Here is a 16,308-nt window from a genome sequence, read left to right on the forward strand (position 1 = left end):
CCAGACTGGCGTAAAGTCATACGAATGAGGGATTCTACTATAGTTTACCGAGGATAATAAGTCAGAACGGGAGATAATATTTTGTTCTCAATAACGCTATTAATATAACTTATTTTATATAACTAAGCATGATAACCGTAATCCCGGTTATCTCAGCGTAATTAGCCAAAACAACCGGAGATAAAATTAGCTTATTGCTCTCTTGGCGGTAAATAAGGTTTTAATAATTGCAATAACCGCTGCAATGCGCCTTGATTTTCATGTAAAACTTCAGCAGCATGACGGCCATAATACAGTCGGTAATCCTCATCAGATAATAAACTAGTTACTGCCTGGCATAAAGAATCACTGTCAGTCACCGTAATTAATCCATCAGCCTGAGCCAATTTACTGCAAATATCTTTGAAATTAAATGTATGTGGCCCGACTAAAATAGGCAATGCATGTGCCGCAGCCTCAAGCGGATTATGCCCACCATGCTCAACTAAACTTCCGCCAACAAAGGCTAAATCAGCAATCCCATACAGTAACATCAGCTCCCCCATCGAATCGCCAATCACTACTTGGATATCATTTGCCGGAATAGTATTCGCACTGCGCAACTCATATTTCATCCCCGCTTTTCGAGTTAACTCTTCAGCGACTACAAAACGCTCCGGATGACGAGGCGCTAAAATTAATAATAAGTTAGGAAACTGTTTTAATAATTGTGCATGAGCGGCTAAAACAATTTCTTCTTCACCTTCATGAGTACTGGTAGCAATCCAAACGGGGCGATGGGCAGCCCATTGACGACGTAATGTTACCGCTTTAACCGCTAACTCTGGTGTAACTGAAATATCAAACTTTAAACTACCAGTAACAAATAATTGCTTACGACGTAAGCCTAATTCAATAAATCGCTCGCCATCTTCCTGATTTTGTGCAGCAACTAAAGTTATCTTACGTAGAATTTTTTTTACAAAATTGCCTAATTTATGATAACCCGCGGCTGAGCGTTCAGACAACCTAGCATTGGCAATAACTAAAGGTATATTACGTTTATTCAACTGATTAATAAAATTAGGCCACAATTCAGTTTCCATCACTATCACCAGTTTGGGATCAACGTGATTTAAAAATCGACGCATTGAACCGGGTAAATCATACGGTAAATATACATGATGGACATCATCACCAAATGCAGAGGATACACGCTCTGAACCGGTAGGTGTCATAGTAGTAACAGTTATCGGTAATGAAGGATAATGATGGCGTAATGCGCGAACTAAAGGAACCGCAGCCAAAGTTTCTCCCACAGAAACAGAATGCAATAATATTCCACCGGTTCCCACTTTACCCGCACAGAATCCATAGCGTTCTGGCCAACGTTTGCGGTACGCAGGCGCCTTACGGCTACGTAATAATAATTTCACCCATATAAGGGGCTGAATGATATATAGAAGTACCTGATATAAACGCAGTAACATTCGCTTCAATTCACTAACTAAAATTGGCGCTATATTAGCACAAACCTACAATGAAAGTGTGTAGAATATATTGATAAAAATTGACGTATATCGCTCTTAATACTGATGTCATTGATCGCAATGATATTGCATCGAAGACTAATAGCCGCTACTGTGGGGTAAACTTTAGTGTGCTAAGTAAATCATTGACTATAACTCAAAATCATCCACACCAATCAATCCGATAAAACAAAAGATAAGAGTTCGCCTTTTATGAAAAATAAAGCAATTTATCCCGGTACATTCGATCCTATCACACTCGGCCACTTAGATATTGTTACTCGCGCTGCGGATATGTTTGAACAGGTTATTCTCGCTATTGCCAGCAGTGAACGCAAAAATCCTATGTTTTCGCTAGAAGAACGAGTTGAGTTAGCCACACAGGTCACTGATCATTTACAAAATGTCACGGTAGTCGGTTTCAGTGAATTAATGGCTAATTTTGCGCAACAACAACAAGCTACCGTGCTTATTCGTGGCGTTCGTTCAGTATCAGATTTTGAATATGAATGGCAGTTAGCCAATATGAATCGACATTTTGTGCCCGAACTTGAAACAGTATTCTTATTACCCTCACAAAATTTATCTTTTGTTTCATCATCACTTATTAAAGATGTCGCCCGCCATAATGGTGATATTTCATCCTTTTTACCTGAAGTCGTAGTCGAAGCAATGACGCAAAAATTAAACCAAAAAACAAATTAATCATCATTACTTCTGGCAATGTCGACAGAAAAAGGTCGTCCGTTGGCCCTGTTTAATGCTCTCAATTAAATGACCGCATATCGAGCAGGGTTCACCTTTCTTACCATATACAAATAATTCTTGAGCAAAATAACCTGGCTTACCATCCGATTGTAAAAAATCTTTCAGTGTTGTCCCCCCCTGCTCGATAGAATGTTGTAATACCCGTTTTATTTGTAAGACAAGTTGATTAATTTCGTCGCGAGATAAACTGTTTACCGTGCGCTCCGGAGAAATATGTGCGGCAAATAAAGCCTCATTCGCGTAAATATTCCCCACACCGACTACAATTTTATTGTCCATTAACCAAGGTTTTATAGCTGTTTTTTTCTTTTGCGCTAAAGCATACAAATAATCTGAATTAAAATCCTCAGATAATGGCTCTGGCCCTAAATGAGATAGCACAGAACAACCCGCTAAATTATCTGTCCATAGCCATGCACCAAATCGACGAGGATCGGTATAACGCAGAATTTTTTTATCCGCCATCACTAAATCAACATGATCATGTTTTTGTTCTGGAATATAGTCGGTCAAAATACGCAAACTACCAGACATGCCCAAATGGATAACAATCCAACCATGTTTCAATTCTAATAACAAATACTTAGCACGCCGTTGAACACTAAAAACAGGTTCATCGGCAAGCCGTAATATCTGCTCTGAAACAGGCCAACGCAACCGACTATTACGCACAACAGCATATTGGATAGTATTGCCGACTAAATGGGGTTCAATTCCCCGACGACTTGTTTCAACTTCAGGTAATTCAGGCATTTAGAAAAATCCCAAAATAATGATTTCATAAATAAAAAATATTAACTACTCTATATAATATATAACATACATATGAGATAATCGTAGACATCTTTTATTAAAGTTATTTACTATAGGTTATATATGTACTTCCAATACTCTAAAATAATTTCAGAAAAAATTGAGATTGATTTTTCAGAAAAAAATGATGACTCTATATTAGATATTATTTATGGGATAACATCTAATTTTTTATTAGGTGCAGCTATTTCAATAGAATCAATTCTTAAATATAATAATAATGCATATAGATTTCATTTATTTACAGATAAAATATCTAAAACATCAATAGAGCATCTAAAAGAAACAGCACAAAAAAATAAAGTTCATATAATAATTTATATTATAAATAATGATAATTTATCCTTTTTACCTTGCACAGAAAGATGGCCTTATGCTACTTACTATAGAATTATAGGTTTCGATATATTGTCTGAGAATTATACTAAAGCATTATATTTAGACGCTGATATTATGTGCAAAAGTAATATATCAGATCTAAACTCTCTTGATTTATCTGATAAAATATTAGCCGCTGTACCTGATACTAAAAAATTACAAGAGAGAGCAAGAGAAATAAATATTATAAAAGATGGCCTTTATTTTAATTCTGGAATGATGTTAGCTAATTTAATTTTATGGAAAAATGAAAATATTACACAAAAAACATTAGAACATTTAAAATTAAATATAGATAACTCCTTGTTTCCAGATCAAGATACTCTCAATGTTATCATGAATAATAAAGTTTATTATTTGAATAAAGCTTATAATTTCTTTTATGGTGTAGATACTGAACTTAAAAACAAAGATATTCAATTATATAAAAATGTATTAACTGATAATATCAAATTAATTCATTATGTAGGTGTAAGTAAACCTTGGCATATTTGGGGCAATTATCCCTCATCAAAATACTTTCTAGATATATATAAATCATCAATATGGAATAATATTCCTCTAGAAACTCCAAATACAATCAAGCAAATGAAGAAAAAATCATCACATGAACGATTACAAAAAAAATATTTATCTAGTTTTATTTCTCATTTGAAATATATTCATCTAAAAATAAAAAACAAATTTTAACATAAGGTAAGTTATAAATAATAATTTATAACTTACCTTTATTACTTTATTACTTTATTACTTTATTACTTTATTACTTTATTACTTTATTACTTTATTACTTTATTATACAAATATATAAAATAATATTTAATACTCAACATAATATTTTTTTTCTGAAAAGCCTCTCTAGCATAAACTCTATTATCACTATTTTTAATTTTAGATTTATAACTTCTTAATTTAGTATTTTTCCATGGTGTAAAATGCTTATAAAATATAAATAAATTTTGTGATAATCCAGAATGCTCTTTATACCAAGGTTTTCTACCACCTGTAAAATGTATTATTTTAGGTAATTTATTATCATCAAAAAAATAGTTTTCTTTTTCATCTAAACTCATCCATGTATATAAATAATTCCACGACTTATCAATGCTAATTACATAATCTTCTAAAGCAAGATTTAAAGCATCCTGATCATAATAAACAAGGTCAAATTTTTTATTTAAAACGATCTTATTTACTTTATCTTCAATATTATATTTCATCCAATTATTTATATTTATATATAAAAATCCAGCATTAAAATAAAAATTATCTTTTAATTTTAATCTTATTATATTACTATTTTTTTCATTGTTATTACTATCAGATGATGCTGCACAGACTACCTTAGATATATCTATATTATTAATATCTGATAAATCAGAAAAACATAATGTATCAATGTCTAAATAAATAAATTTATCCACTTTTCCAAATAACATTCTAGGAACAATAAGTCTCATATATGTAGACATATTAAGATGCTTTATTGTGAACTTTTGATCATATTTATTCATTAATGAATTATCTATACTATAGATACTGATATCCGCATCTATAGATTTTAATTTTTCACACTCATCATTAGATACATTGTAAAGAAACAAATGGAAATGTATTTTATTTTTTTTATTATTTAATAAAACAGACATTAAAGATACAGAGAGATATTCTAAATAGTTTTCATCTGCACAATATGCTATATGTATAGTATCCATTTTATAATCCTTTCCTTAATGTTCTTTCTTTAATATTATCTGCTTTTTTATGTACTTTTTTTATCAAGTATTCTTCTTTATTAAAGATATCTTTCAAGCTACTATTAAAATATATCTTCATAAAACGATATCTATCTCTATCAGTTAATCCAATTGTTAGAGAAGAAAAATAAAGCCCAACTAAGTCCTTATCTCTCCATCGCCGAGGGACTGACTTTCTTATTTGAGCTCGATGTAAATCAATCACTGAAATTTTCAGATTATTTTCAATCCCATCAAAGGGTAAATGCAGCAAGAAATGACAGATATAACAATCTCGATGATTAATTCCAGCAGCATGCATTTTTTTTACCATTTCAGCAATACGTCGAATAATTAATATCTTAGTATTAAATAATGGTGGCTGATGACACCATGACTTACAAAAATCCTCTAAACTAATTGTCGGTACCAAAGCTTCAGTTATAATAAATGAATGACGACGTAATGGATTAAAACCTTTTTGACCATAAGCACGGCCATTCATAGTATCAACACCGATTTTCTCTAAGCGATGAATCGCATTCCATTCTCGATCCGCACCCAATACAGGTAATCTAAACGACACTAAATTTTTTAATACTTCTTTTAAAGTTGTGCCGTAATGAATTTTAATGAAATAACTTTTATTCCCTAATTCAAATTGTAAGGTTTTGCGTGTTTCTAACTGGCGAAAAACTTCACCAGTTAGTTTTTCAGTTTCAATAAAAGGATCTTTGTTTTTCCACAATTCACTAAATGGTGATTTTAACTCAATCATTTTGCTCTCCTAAAATAATATCAGCGGCTTTTTCAGGTAAGCTATATAAGTCTTCTGTATCCGCAAAATGACGAGCACATTCTGACCACTTAGCGAGAAGCGATATATCTTGTAGACAAGTTAATAATGTTTTATTCAAATTTTCCTGCGCAAAAGGCTCAGCAATAATGGCCCCACACTGTGCTTGTCGAATAAATGGTGCATAACCACAAACATCAGTAACAATAATAGGTAAACCTGCGGTAATTGCCTCTAATAAAACAATACCTGCCGCTTCTTGCAATGCAGGATGCATTAAAATATCAGCAGCAGCCATCAACTCAGAAATATCATTACGACCACTAAAAAATGAGACTTGTGACTGAATTTCTAATTTCCTAGCAATATTCTGATACTTTTTAGCTTTATCCTGCCCAACGACCATCAAATAAGTTTTTTTCTTTATTTCTTCAGGTAATGAAGCAAGTGCATTTAATGTTCGCTCAACACCTTTACGTTTAAAATCTGAACCTACTTGCAATAATAAAAAGCTATCAAGAGGAATATTATTTTTTTCACGGTATAAACGTCGGGCATCTGGAATTTGCTGATCATATTTTCGATCACCAGCAATACCTGGAGGTAACATATAGAAACGAGATTCTTCTGTTTGATAATGTTTTTTGAAATGAGCGACTTGATGAGGTGTTAGCATTAACAGTTTAGTTAATTTTCCAGCCTGAAAAACAGCTTTTTCGAATTGTGAATAATGCTTATAACGAGCAGTTAATTTATAAAAAAAACCTTTTTCTTGTTCAACTTTTTCTGCGTAACAAACATCGGCCGCATAATAAAAATCTAGATCAGGCATTTTATTAAAACCAACGACTCTATCTACCGGATACATTTTAAGATGACTAGAAACCCATTTATGAAATTCCGTATTACGGCGATGATTAGTACTTCCTTGAATAGGAACTAAAATAATTTCAAATCCTACCGGTCTATCACCTTCCCATGACATAGTATAAACTCGGATTTGATGCCCTCTTGCTTGGCATTCCAAAGCTATACGCAAAAAGTCTCTTTGTAATCCACCAAATGGGAAGTATTTATACAGACAAAATGCGATTTTCATCTAAGCTCCTAAACTAATCATTTAATATAGTATACGTGTTTTTATCTTGAAATTATATTATTTAAACGTGATATAAATGTATCTAACTGTAGGTATTGTAATTTTCTTTTTTTAGATTTTGGTATTTTTACATTATACCTATTAACTAAATTAATTATTTCCTTAATAAGGATAGTTTGTTCTTTATCATAATGATAATAACCATCCAGTTTTTTTATTAATTTTCTTGCTAAGAAAAAAGAATTAATTAAATAATTAATTAACATACTTATATTTTCATGAGAATTTTTATCTGTATAAATAAAAGAAATCATTTTATTTATAGCAAAAAACAAATCATTTACATCACTTTTTTTTATATTTTGAGTTATGCTAGTATCATTCTTATTATATATATATAAAGCTTCTGGTATATGTTTTATTTTCTTTGCTTTAAGATAAATATAAGGTAATAATATTAAGTCTTCATAATGTCGACCTATCTCTAAATATACATTTTTCCATAAATTTATTTTATATACTCTTGATACTAGTTGCCAGTAACAAATATCAAAAACAGGCTCTATTAAATTAGTATTATTACTTGGTAGCATTACTTCATTATTATAAATAAAGTTAAAACTAATAATATCAAATTCATCTTCTTTTATTGCTGGAATAATATAATTAAAGTAATCGTTTGTTATTATATCATCACTATCAATAAAGCCAATATAATTACCTTTGACTTTTGTTATTCCAAAATTACGAGCAGCAGAAACACCTTTATTATCATTAAACTGATAATATTTATATATATTTCTATCTATATTTTTTTCTGTACAAAAACTCTCTATAAGAATATGAGTTTTATCTGTAGAACCATCATTTACAATAATAAACTCAACATATTCAGGGGAAATACTAAGTATATTCTCTAGTAATTTTATTATAGTTCTCTCACCATTAAAGACAGGGATTATAATACTCAATAATATATTTTTTTGATACGTTAACATTCTATTCTACCTTTTCTTTCTTTAATTCTGTAATAAAAATTATCATGATCAATAATAGCGACCATGATAACGTCATATTATTTCCATAAAGGATCATATCACTCATTCCATATACAGCAGAAGAAATAGAGAATAATAATAGATCTAAACTTTTCTTCAAATAAGATTCATAAAATAAAGCAAGCATTAAAATTAGGTATCCTAGAACTCCCCACCATCCTTTTAAAGAAAAGTTATCAACTATTTCATTATGAAGATGAACATTACTGTATATCGCACCACCTTCAAATAGAGGTTGAGATAATACAAGCTCCTTAATTTCTTGATCTCGTTGCTCTAAAGATTGCCCTAGTAAATTATTATAACCAGTATTTAAACCAATTCTTATCATAGCTAATCTAGCACCAACTGATGATTTACTATTACTTTTTTCTTGATATAAAGATATATCACTTACTATATTATTCATTCGTCTTATTAAAATATCTTTATTTAAAAGTGTAATTATTGAAAATATTATTAATAAAAAAAATACCAAATAAAATTTTATTTTTTTAGATTTATTACTAAATTTAAATAAAATGAAAGCGCATATAATTACAGGATAAAACACTATTGCAGCTCGAGTTTCCGTTAAAATCAACAAATAAAATGAAATAACAAACACAATAAAGTTAATAATTATATCATTCTTTAACGATGCAATTACAAATATAGAAAAAAATGTAATAAAATAAGCAGTTGCTGTTGCATACTGACCAAAGGACAAACCTAAACGACCAGAAAAATATATTTTTTCATAGGCCGCGTAACCTAATAATAAGAAAGCGGGAATAAGAAATAATTGTCTAAATTTACTTAATTTTTTAAAATTAGCATTAATAATATTGATAATAATTAGACCAGATATAATAAGTATTTTACCTGTATCCTTATATGAACGATAGGTTCCTGAAAATTCAGAGTTATCCTTTTGATAATAATAAGCCCAGAGTAACTGAATAATTCCATAACCTATTAATGCTGCCGGTAAAAAATATTTTTTCTTTTCACTAAAATCCATTTTTATAGTTAATGAGATCAAAGATAATGTACCTATAAGAGTAAAAATTTCAGCAGCATATCTCGGATTAAATATAAAAACAGATAAGCAAAAATATAAAAAAAATACTATAAAATAGTCCAATAATGATTTGTAAGTTATAACTTTCCTTCGTTGTATATTTATTTGCATAATAAAATCTCTAGACTCTACAACAGTTAAACCGAATGATAAATATTCATCGGTAACATTTTTTCTGTAGCAGCAATAACATCTGATGCAGGAATAATGGATAAATATCGTTTAGTACGATCTCGTTCACTTCTTGGTGGCATTGATTCATAATCACCAGCCCAGAATTGAATAACATTATCACTCCATGGCCGCCAAAAAATATGATCTGTTGCACCAAATAAACATATTATAGGTGTATTGACAGCAGCAGCAATATGCATTGGAGCTGAATCTACGCCAATAAATAAAGCAGCATGACTTATCAAGGCACCTAATTCGGCAAAAGAGGTTTTTCCTGCCAATGCCGTTACGGGCGCAATTTCACAGTTATTTGCAATATTATTTATACATGCGAGATCTTCTTTACTTGGCCCTGAAGTTAATACAACTTGATAGCCTCGTGATTGTAATGAATTAATAACCTGAGAAAATTTATCATCATCCCAACATTTAAAAATTTGCCGTGCAGTTGGCTGAATGACAACATAGCTGCTATGCACACCTAACTCAATCAACTGCTGGTTAATTTTTTGCCAATCTTCCTCATCATATGCCATGGTGGTTTTAGTATATATTTTTTTTAACTTTAGCGGCTTTAATATAGAGAGATTGTTTGTAACAACATTATCTCCTGACATATTGACTAAATGAGTGAAACTTTTATGCCAATATTGAGAATTGCGATGCTCAATAAATTGAGATATTTTCATCTCTGCAGGAACTAAACGCATAAGAGTACCTATAATCCATTGATCAGCAAGATTAACAATTAGATCATAGTTATTTCGACGTAACTTTCTCACTAAACTTATAAAATTAACCAATTTAGCAATGCCATGACTATTTTTGCCCTTCACACCATATAGCGCATGAATTTCAGTATTTTTTGATAAGATAGGCGCAGTATCCTGATAAAGAAGTACATCAATTTCAGCCTCAGGATAATTACGTTTTAATGTACTGATAATCGGGGTTGTCAGTAACATATCTCCATGAAATCGCATCTTGATCACAAGAATTTTTTTAAATTGTTTATCCACCAGACGCTCTTAAAAATCAAAATTGGTTAAATTTAACTAAGATAAGAATGCATAGACTTTTAACACAGTCTATCGCAATAGATTCAATGCCTCATACTGATCTTACTATTTTAAGAACAATGGTTATAGCATCAAAGACAGAAAAAGCAGAAGTTTCCATAATAAAATATCAATATTCTGTATTTATGTATCATTTTTAATAAAAAAAAACCCAGCCGAGGCTGGGTTTTCACAGAGAAGGTAAAATTATTTAATTTTTGCTTCTTTGTAGATTACATGCTTACGAACAACTGGATCAAATTTTTTCAGTTCCAGTTTTTCAGGCATAGTACGCTTGTTTTTCGTAGTGGTATAGAAATGACCTGTACCTTCAGAAGAAACCAGCTTAATTTTATCGCGAATACCTTTAGCCATTTTTCAGCTCCTTAGTACTTCTCACCACGGACACGAAGTTCAGCAAGAACTGTTTCGATGCCCTTCTTATCGATAACACGCATACCTTTAGCAGATACACGCAGTGTTACGAAACGTTTCTCAGACTCAACCCAGAAACGGTGAGAGTGCAGGTTAGGCAAAAAACGACGTTTGGTCGCGTTGAGTGCGTGTGAACGGTTATTTCCGCTCATTGGACGCTTGCCAGTAACTTGGCAGACTCGTGACATGTCTATTCTCCAAAAATCTAATCAGCTCGAGCTTTGAATTGGGTATGGCCGCCTCGTCAGGCTTAGGAGCCTATCTCAGCAAACTTTCTTTTATTGACTGAAAAGACTCACTTCAACATCAGTAAAAAATTTACTGAGATAGGCTCTTCTCGCCAAACCCAAGATCCTCAAAGGTGGCGTAGTATACGCCCTCAATCGTTCTCACTCAAGTGCATAACAGTGAAAGTTGTCATTTTTTAGTCAAAAAAATGATTTTATAGCCATCCTCTATCTGCAAATGAGACACAACTTTTATGTCCGATAACAAAATGATCGAGTAATTTTATCCCCATCAAAGAGCAAGCATTATCGATACGTTCAGTTACTCGTCTATCTGCTAGACTCGGCTCTGGATTACCAGAAGGGTGATTATGAGCTAAAATGATGCTAGATGCATTCATTCTAATCGCAAAACGGATAATTTCCCTCGGATGTACTTCGACTTTATTCAAAGTTCCTTTAAACATTTCTTCATAACAAATGATTTGATTCTGATTATTCAAAAAAACACCAATAAATACCTCTCTATCTTTACCAAAAAATAATTCTATTAAGCGTGTTTTTAAAAAATCAGGACTCGACATAACATCTTCATATAAAAATTGTTCCGAGAAGAAACGGCGAGATAACTCACCAATTGCCTGTAATTGTGTAAACTTACAAATTCCCATACCTTTATGTTGTTTAATCTTCTGATAATCAGACATCATTAATAAATACAAAGAGCCAAATTCATCCAGTAGATCTTGAGCCAATTTTAAGACTGGCAAGCCTTGACTGCCTGTTCGTAAAAAAATCGCTAATAACTCAGCATCGGTCAATGAATTGACACCATTATTTAATAATTTTTCTCTAGGTTTAAGATCTCGCCAGGTTAACATCAGTCCCCCTTATAATTTGCTGCATTTTTAATCAGCTATAAAGGCAAATACAATCACTGTTAATTAACCTTGCGTTAGGCTTCGCAAAAATAGCCTTTATGACAAGTAAGTCCGCACTTACCTGTGTTATAGGATGTGATAATATACATACATCATGACTTACTCGGATAACCACCATGGCAGAGCTATCAGGTAAACATATCATTCTTGGAGTTAGCGGAGGTATCGCAGCGTATAAAACGCCAGTGTTGGTACGCCGTTTACGTGATTACGGCGCGATTGTACGTGTTGTAATGACTGAGGCAGCGAAGGCATTTATAACGCCATTAACGCTACAAGCTGTTTCTAGTCACCCTGTTGCGGATGATTTACTCGACCCCGCAGCAGAAGCTGCCATGGGCCATATAGAGCTAGGAAAGTGGGCTGATTTGATTATCTTGGCACCTGCAACAGCAGATTTAATTGCCAGACTAACTTCAGGTATGGCCAACGACTTGTTAACTACCGTGTGTCTGGCATCTTCTGCACCGATTGCCGTTGTTCCTGCAATGAATCAACAAATGTTCCGCGCGGCAGTAACTCAAGAAAATTTACAGCGATTACAACAGCGACAATGTCTAATTTGGGGCCCTGATGAAGGAAGCCAAGCATGTGGTGATATTGGACCGGGTCGAATGTTAGACCCGATGAATATTGTACAGCATGCATGCCAATATTTTGCTATGCAGCAAAATTTAGTCGGTTTAAATATTATGATAACCGCGGGTCCAACCAGAGAAGAACTTGATCCTGTTAGATTTATTAGCAATCACAGTTCAGGGAAAATGGGCTTCGCTATAGCTCAAGCAGCGGCAGAGCGCGGTGCAAATGTGACGTTAGTTTCTGGACCAGTCAATTTGCCTACACCAGCCAAGGTTAATCGTATTAATATTTTGAGCGCTATAGAAATGTATCAGCAAGTACATCAATATATTGCTGAACAACATATTTTTATCGGCTGTGCCGCAGTTGCTGATTATAGAGCCAAAGAAATCGCTGAAAATAAGATAAAAAAACAAGGTGATGAAATCAATATTACCTTAGTTAAAAATCCGGATATCGTTGCCAGCGTAGGAAAATTAACAACCCATAGGCCATTTGTGGTAGGGTTTGCGGCAGAAACCCAGAATATAGAACATTATGCACGCCAGAAACGGCAACAAAAGCAGCTAGATTTAATTTGCGCTAATGATGTTTCTCTTTCTGATCAGGGTTTTAACAGCGATAATAATGCATTACATCTGTTTGATGAGACCAGTGATGTACACCTTCCTCACAGCAGTAAAATTGAATTGAGCCACCGTTTACTTGACGAGATACTTCAACGTTATGAAAAAAATTGACCTAAAAATTCTTGATCCTCGTATTGGCAATGAATTTCCATTACCTGCTTATGCGACTCCAGGTTCTGCAGGCCTTGATTTGCGTGCCTGCTTAGATAGCGCAGTTGTTCTTAATCCCGGTCAAACTGAGCTATTGCCTACAGGCTTAGCCATTCATGTCGCAGATGAACAATACGCAGCCGTCATTCTACCTCGCTCAGGTCTTGGTCATAAACATGGGGTAGTTCTCGGTAATTTAGTCGGCCTGATTGATTCAGACTATCAGGGTCAATTGATGGTTTCTGTCTGGAATCGCAGTTCAGAACCGTTTACTATCGAGCCCGGCGAAAGAATTGCTCAAATGGTGATTGTTCCTGTAGTTCAAGCAGAGTTCAATATTGTTGAGGATTTTGAACAAACAGAACGTGGGGCGGGTGGATTTGGTCATTCAGGCCGCCAGTAAATATTCAATAAATTATATCTGCCATACTACAAATTACAGAGGCATCGCTATAGTTTTGGACTTTAACCGCCTAAATTAGTTTAGAATGTAAGGGAAATAATCCTTCCCTATCCTTTTGTAATTCTAATAATTAAACGTATAGGCAGTATCAAGAACGATTTTAAACATTTTTGCTCTGGCAATTAATACTATTTATTAATGCGATTTATCCGTGAAATTGATTAATATAATCAGTTAATACAAAAAGTTGGCATATATAGCCAACCATTAGGCATAAATAGCGCAGAGCAATTATATCTGATTTGTTTTGCTGTTGTAGCAGGGGTCTTATCAGACATGGCAGAGAAAGAAATAACCAAAAAACGCAACCGGCGTGAAGAAATACTCCAATCACTCGCAGAAATGTTACAAAGTAGTGATGGTAATCAACGGATTACAACCGCAAAACTTGCAGCAAATGTGGGTGTATCTGAAGCTGCACTTTATCGTCATTTTCCCAGCAAAGGAAAAATGTTCGATAATTTGATTGAATTTATCGAAGATTCTCTGGTTTCTCGAATAAATTTAATTTTAAAAGATGAGAAGGATACCATCACACGTATTCGCCTTATTTTAGTCTTAATTTTAGGTTTTTCTGAAAAAAATCCGGGATTAACCCGTATAATGACAGGGCATGCCCTGATGTTTGAACAAGATCGTCTGCAAGGGCGTATTAATCAATTGTTTGAACGTATAGAAGCGCAACTAAGACAAGTATTAAAAGAGAAAAAGATACGCGATGGTGAAGGATTTATCTATGATGAATCACTGTTGGCCTCGCAACTATTGGCCTTCTGTGAAGGTATGCTTTCTCGATTTGTACGCTCTGAGTTTCGTTATAAACCAACCCAAGAATTTGATGTACGCTGGCCATTAATTCTCGCTCAGCTACAATAATAACCACTTTTACTACTCACCCCGCCCGTTATTGGGCGAGGGCTTTTTTTCCTATTAATTCTGAATTCTTCTTCTTGTAACTCTTAGATACCAAACTGTTGGCGGTACGCTTTCATCGCCTCTAAATGTTCTGCCATATTAGGCTGTTCTTCGAGATAAGTAATCAAATCACTCATCGTAATAATCGAATAAACTTTACAGCCATAATCACGCTCAACCTCTTGTACCGCCGAAATTTCACCTTGACCTTTTTCCTGACGATCTAGGCTAAGTAGAACCCCACTTAATGAAGCATGATGTTGCTTAATAATTTCCATTGATTCACGAATTGCAGTACCCGCGGTAATAACATCATCAAGAACAACTACATTTCCCTGTAATGCACTGCCGACTAAAACGCCCCCTTCGCCATGATCTTTCGCTTCTTTACGATTAAAGCAATAAGCCATATCAATATCATAGTGCTCTGCTAATGCTACTGCGGTAGTGGTTGCAATGGGTATGCCTTTATAAGCCGGTCCAAAAATAACATCACAAGGTATCGCGCTTTCACGCAATGCCGCCGCATAAAATCGGCCAATAAGCGCTAAATCACGACCGGTATTAAACAGTCCGGCATTAAAGAAGTAAGGGCTTTTACGACCAGACTTCAGCGTAAACTCTCCGAATTTAAGTACCTGTTTCTGCATTGCAAGTTCAATAAATTCACGCTGATAGGTTTTCATTCGTTTCTCTCCTTTACATCAATTCAATCATTTTTAGGGGATTTTATGGGCATAAAAAAGGCGACTATTAAAGTCGCCTTTTAAAAATGAATTATTTCAATGCTTCTCGCTGAACATCAAAAATTGTCTCTAAGCCACCTTTAGCTAAACTTAGCAACGCTAATAGCTCTTCATGGCTAAACGGTTCACCTTCTGCGGTTCCTTGTACTTCAATCATACGACCGTCATCCATCATAACCACATTCATATCAGTTTCAGCAGCTGAATCTTCAACATATTCTAAATCACATAAAGCTTCGCCATTCACAATACCTACAGATACAGCAGCAACCATAGCTTTTAATGGACTAGAGGCTAACTTTTTATTTTTAACTAATTGATTAAGCGCATCAACTAAAGCAACACAAGCCCCTGTGATGGAGGCGGTACGCGTACCGCCATCAGCTTGAATAACATCACAATCGACAGTAATTGTATATTCGCCTAATTTTTTTAAATCAACCGCAGCACGTAATGAACGAGCGATTAATCGTTGAATTTCCATAGTACGTCCAGTTTGCTTACCACGCGCCGCTTCACGCGAATTGCGTGTATTGGTTGCACGCGGTAGCATTCCGTATTCCGCCGTCACCCATCCTTGGCCTTGGCCTTTAAGAAAGCGTGGAACACCGTCTTCAACGGTGGCATTACATAACACTTTAGTGTCACCAAACTCGACCAGAACAGAACCTTCTGCGTGTTTTGTATAATGACGAGTAATTTTAATTGGGCGCACTTGGTCTGCCGTTCTGCCTGCTGGACGCATCGGGTTATCTCCGGTTTGAATCTG

General features: G+C 33.9%; 18 protein-coding genes. 5 read left to right on the forward strand and 13 right to left on the reverse strand.

The genetic code is table 11. The features are described 5' to 3' along the window. Window positions 1-191: 191 nt before the first annotated feature. Window positions 192-1,469, reverse strand: a complete 1,278-nt coding sequence (gene waaA, locus MNY66_RS15530) for a lipid IV(A) 3-deoxy-D-manno-octulosonic acid transferase (protein WP_047255852.1) — start codon at window positions 1,467-1,469, stop codon at window positions 192-194. Window positions 1,470-1,721: 252 nt separating this feature from the next. Here waaA and coaD point away from each other — a divergent pair, with 252 nt between their 5' ends. Then, entirely contained in the window at window positions 1,722-2,213 is a 492-nt protein-coding gene (gene coaD / locus MNY66_RS15535) for a pantetheine-phosphate adenylyltransferase (protein ID WP_047255853.1), read from the forward strand. Between the two features lie 6 nt (window positions 2,214-2,219). Here the strand turns inward: coaD and mutM are convergent, their stop codons facing one another. Beyond that, complete coding sequence (mutM, locus tag MNY66_RS15540; protein WP_241501170.1) at window positions 2,220-3,029, reverse strand: bifunctional DNA-formamidopyrimidine glycosylase/DNA-(apurinic or apyrimidinic site) lyase; 810 nt, start codon at window positions 3,027-3,029, stop codon at window positions 2,220-2,222. A gap of 123 nt (window positions 3,030-3,152) precedes the next feature. Between mutM and MNY66_RS15545 the strand changes: the two genes are divergently transcribed. Continuing rightward, window positions 3,153-4,157 (forward strand): glycosyltransferase family 8 protein, encoded by a 1,005-nt coding sequence (locus MNY66_RS15545; protein ID WP_241501171.1) that lies wholly within the window; start codon window positions 3,153-3,155, stop codon window positions 4,155-4,157. Between the two features lie 89 nt (window positions 4,158-4,246). Here the strand turns inward: MNY66_RS15545 and MNY66_RS15550 are convergent, their stop codons facing one another. The 9 genes from MNY66_RS15550 to radC form a co-directional block, all read right to left on the reverse strand. Continuing rightward, window positions 4,247-5,182 carry a glycosyltransferase family 8 protein gene (locus MNY66_RS15550; RefSeq protein ID WP_241501172.1) on the reverse strand — a complete coding sequence of 312 codons (936 nt, stop codon included), beginning with the start codon at window positions 5,180-5,182 and terminating at the stop codon, window positions 4,247-4,249. A gap of 1 nt (window position 5,183) precedes the next feature. Beyond that, the gene (gene rfaP, locus MNY66_RS15555; RefSeq protein WP_241501173.1) at window positions 5,184-5,981 is read right to left on the reverse strand and encodes a lipopolysaccharide core heptose(I) kinase RfaP; all 798 of its coding nucleotides are present in this window, start codon (window positions 5,979-5,981) and stop codon (window positions 5,184-5,186) included. Beyond that, entirely contained in the window at window positions 5,974-7,098 is a 1,125-nt protein-coding gene (locus MNY66_RS15560) for a glycosyltransferase family 4 protein (RefSeq protein ID WP_047255860.1), read from the reverse strand. The genes rfaP and MNY66_RS15560 overlap by 8 nt, the downstream gene beginning before the upstream one ends. A gap of 41 nt (window positions 7,099-7,139) precedes the next feature. Continuing rightward, window positions 7,140-8,096, reverse strand: coding sequence for a glycosyltransferase family 2 protein (locus MNY66_RS15565; RefSeq protein WP_241501174.1), 957 nt, complete (start codon window positions 8,094-8,096; stop codon window positions 7,140-7,142). 1 nt (window position 8,097) lies between these two features. Beyond that, window positions 8,098-9,330, reverse strand: coding sequence for an O-antigen ligase family protein (locus MNY66_RS15570; RefSeq protein WP_241501175.1), 1,233 nt, complete (start codon window positions 9,328-9,330; stop codon window positions 8,098-8,100). A gap of 26 nt (window positions 9,331-9,356) precedes the next feature. Next, a complete protein-coding gene (gene rfaQ / locus MNY66_RS15575; protein WP_241501176.1) occupies window positions 9,357-10,412 on the reverse strand; it encodes a lipopolysaccharide core heptosyltransferase RfaQ in 1,056 nt (351 codons plus the stop codon). A 246-nt stretch (window positions 10,413-10,658) separates the two neighbouring features. After that, a complete protein-coding gene (gene rpmG / locus MNY66_RS15580) occupies window positions 10,659-10,826 on the reverse strand; it encodes a 50S ribosomal protein L33 (RefSeq protein ID WP_047255862.1) in 168 nt (55 codons plus the stop codon). Window positions 10,827-10,837: 11 nt separating this feature from the next. After that, window positions 10,838-11,074 (reverse strand): 50S ribosomal protein L28, encoded by a 237-nt coding sequence (rpmB, locus tag MNY66_RS15585; RefSeq protein WP_047255863.1) that lies wholly within the window; start codon window positions 11,072-11,074, stop codon window positions 10,838-10,840. 254 nt (window positions 11,075-11,328) lie between these two features. Beyond that, window positions 11,329-11,994 carry a RadC family protein gene (radC, locus tag MNY66_RS15590; RefSeq protein WP_047255864.1) on the reverse strand — a complete coding sequence of 222 codons (666 nt, stop codon included), beginning with the start codon at window positions 11,992-11,994 and terminating at the stop codon, window positions 11,329-11,331. Window positions 11,995-12,170: 176 nt separating this feature from the next. Here radC and coaBC point away from each other — a divergent pair, with 176 nt between their 5' ends. From coaBC to slmA, 3 genes are all read left to right on the forward strand, one after another. Beyond that, window positions 12,171-13,376: a bifunctional phosphopantothenoylcysteine decarboxylase/phosphopantothenate--cysteine ligase CoaBC gene (coaBC, locus tag MNY66_RS15595; RefSeq protein WP_241501177.1), complete on the forward strand. Its 1,206-nt coding sequence runs from the start codon at window positions 12,171-12,173 to the stop codon at window positions 13,374-13,376. Beyond that, complete coding sequence (gene dut, locus MNY66_RS15600) at window positions 13,363-13,818, forward strand: dUTP diphosphatase (protein WP_241501178.1); 456 nt, start codon at window positions 13,363-13,365, stop codon at window positions 13,816-13,818. The genes coaBC and dut overlap by 14 nt, the downstream gene beginning before the upstream one ends. Window positions 13,819-14,154: 336 nt before the next feature. Further along, window positions 14,155-14,754: a nucleoid occlusion factor SlmA gene (slmA, locus tag MNY66_RS15605; RefSeq protein ID WP_241501179.1), complete on the forward strand. Its 600-nt coding sequence runs from the start codon at window positions 14,155-14,157 to the stop codon at window positions 14,752-14,754. A gap of 83 nt (window positions 14,755-14,837) precedes the next feature. Here the strand turns inward: slmA and pyrE are convergent, their stop codons facing one another. After that, on the reverse strand, window positions 14,838-15,479 hold the full coding sequence (gene pyrE, locus MNY66_RS15610; protein WP_047255868.1) for an orotate phosphoribosyltransferase: 642 nt from the start codon (window positions 15,477-15,479) through the stop codon (window positions 14,838-14,840). A gap of 91 nt (window positions 15,480-15,570) precedes the next feature. Further along, window positions 15,571-16,284: a ribonuclease PH gene (rph, locus tag MNY66_RS15615; RefSeq protein WP_047255869.1), complete on the reverse strand. Its 714-nt coding sequence runs from the start codon at window positions 16,282-16,284 to the stop codon at window positions 15,571-15,573. Window positions 16,285-16,308 lie beyond the last annotated feature (24 nt).

The sequence above is a fragment of the Moellerella wisconsensis genome, from assembly GCF_022592395.1.
Classification (GTDB): domain Bacteria; phylum Pseudomonadota; class Gammaproteobacteria; order Enterobacterales; family Enterobacteriaceae; genus Moellerella; species Moellerella wisconsensis.

Excerpts from the sequence above, each read along its gene's own strand:
- MNY66_RS15565 (WP_241501174.1), bottom strand. The coding sequence starts at position 8,096 with ATGTTAACGTATCAAAAAAATATATTATTGAGTATTATAATCCCTGTC.
- MNY66_RS15570 (WP_241501175.1), bottom strand. The coding sequence starts at position 9,330 with ATGCAAATAAATATACAACGAAGGAAAGTTATAACTTACAAATCATTA.
- coaD (WP_047255853.1), top strand. The coding sequence starts at position 1,722 with ATGAAAAATAAAGCAATTTATCCCGGTACATTCGATCCTATCACACTC.
- waaA (WP_047255852.1), bottom strand. The coding sequence starts at position 1,469 with ATGTTACTGCGTTTATATCAGGTACTTCTATATATCATTCAGCCCCTT.
- mutM (WP_241501170.1), bottom strand. The coding sequence starts at position 3,029 with ATGCCTGAATTACCTGAAGTTGAAACAAGTCGTCGGGGAATTGAACCC.
- MNY66_RS15545 (WP_241501171.1), top strand. The coding sequence starts at position 3,153 with ATGTACTTCCAATACTCTAAAATAATTTCAGAAAAAATTGAGATTGAT.
- coaBC (WP_241501177.1), top strand. The coding sequence starts at position 12,171 with ATGGCAGAGCTATCAGGTAAACATATCATTCTTGGAGTTAGCGGAGGT.
- dut (WP_241501178.1), top strand. The coding sequence starts at position 13,363 with ATGAAAAAAATTGACCTAAAAATTCTTGATCCTCGTATTGGCAATGAA.
- rpmB (WP_047255863.1), bottom strand. The coding sequence starts at position 11,074 with ATGTCACGAGTCTGCCAAGTTACTGGCAAGCGTCCAATGAGCGGAAAT.
- rpmG (WP_047255862.1), bottom strand. The coding sequence starts at position 10,826 with ATGGCTAAAGGTATTCGCGATAAAATTAAGCTGGTTTCTTCTGAAGGT.
- MNY66_RS15560 (WP_047255860.1), bottom strand. The coding sequence starts at position 7,098 with ATGAAAATCGCATTTTGTCTGTATAAATACTTCCCATTTGGTGGATTA.
- radC (WP_047255864.1), bottom strand. The coding sequence starts at position 11,994 with ATGTTAACCTGGCGAGATCTTAAACCTAGAGAAAAATTATTAAATAAT.
- slmA (WP_241501179.1), top strand. The coding sequence starts at position 14,155 with ATGGCAGAGAAAGAAATAACCAAAAAACGCAACCGGCGTGAAGAAATA.
- rfaP (WP_241501173.1), bottom strand. The coding sequence starts at position 5,981 with ATGATTGAGTTAAAATCACCATTTAGTGAATTGTGGAAAAACAAAGAT.
- MNY66_RS15550 (WP_241501172.1), bottom strand. The coding sequence starts at position 5,182 with ATGGATACTATACATATAGCATATTGTGCAGATGAAAACTATTTAGAA.
- pyrE (WP_047255868.1), bottom strand. The coding sequence starts at position 15,479 with ATGAAAACCTATCAGCGTGAATTTATTGAACTTGCAATGCAGAAACAG.
- rph (WP_047255869.1), bottom strand. The coding sequence starts at position 16,284 with ATGCGTCCAGCAGGCAGAACGGCAGACCAAGTGCGCCCAATTAAAATT.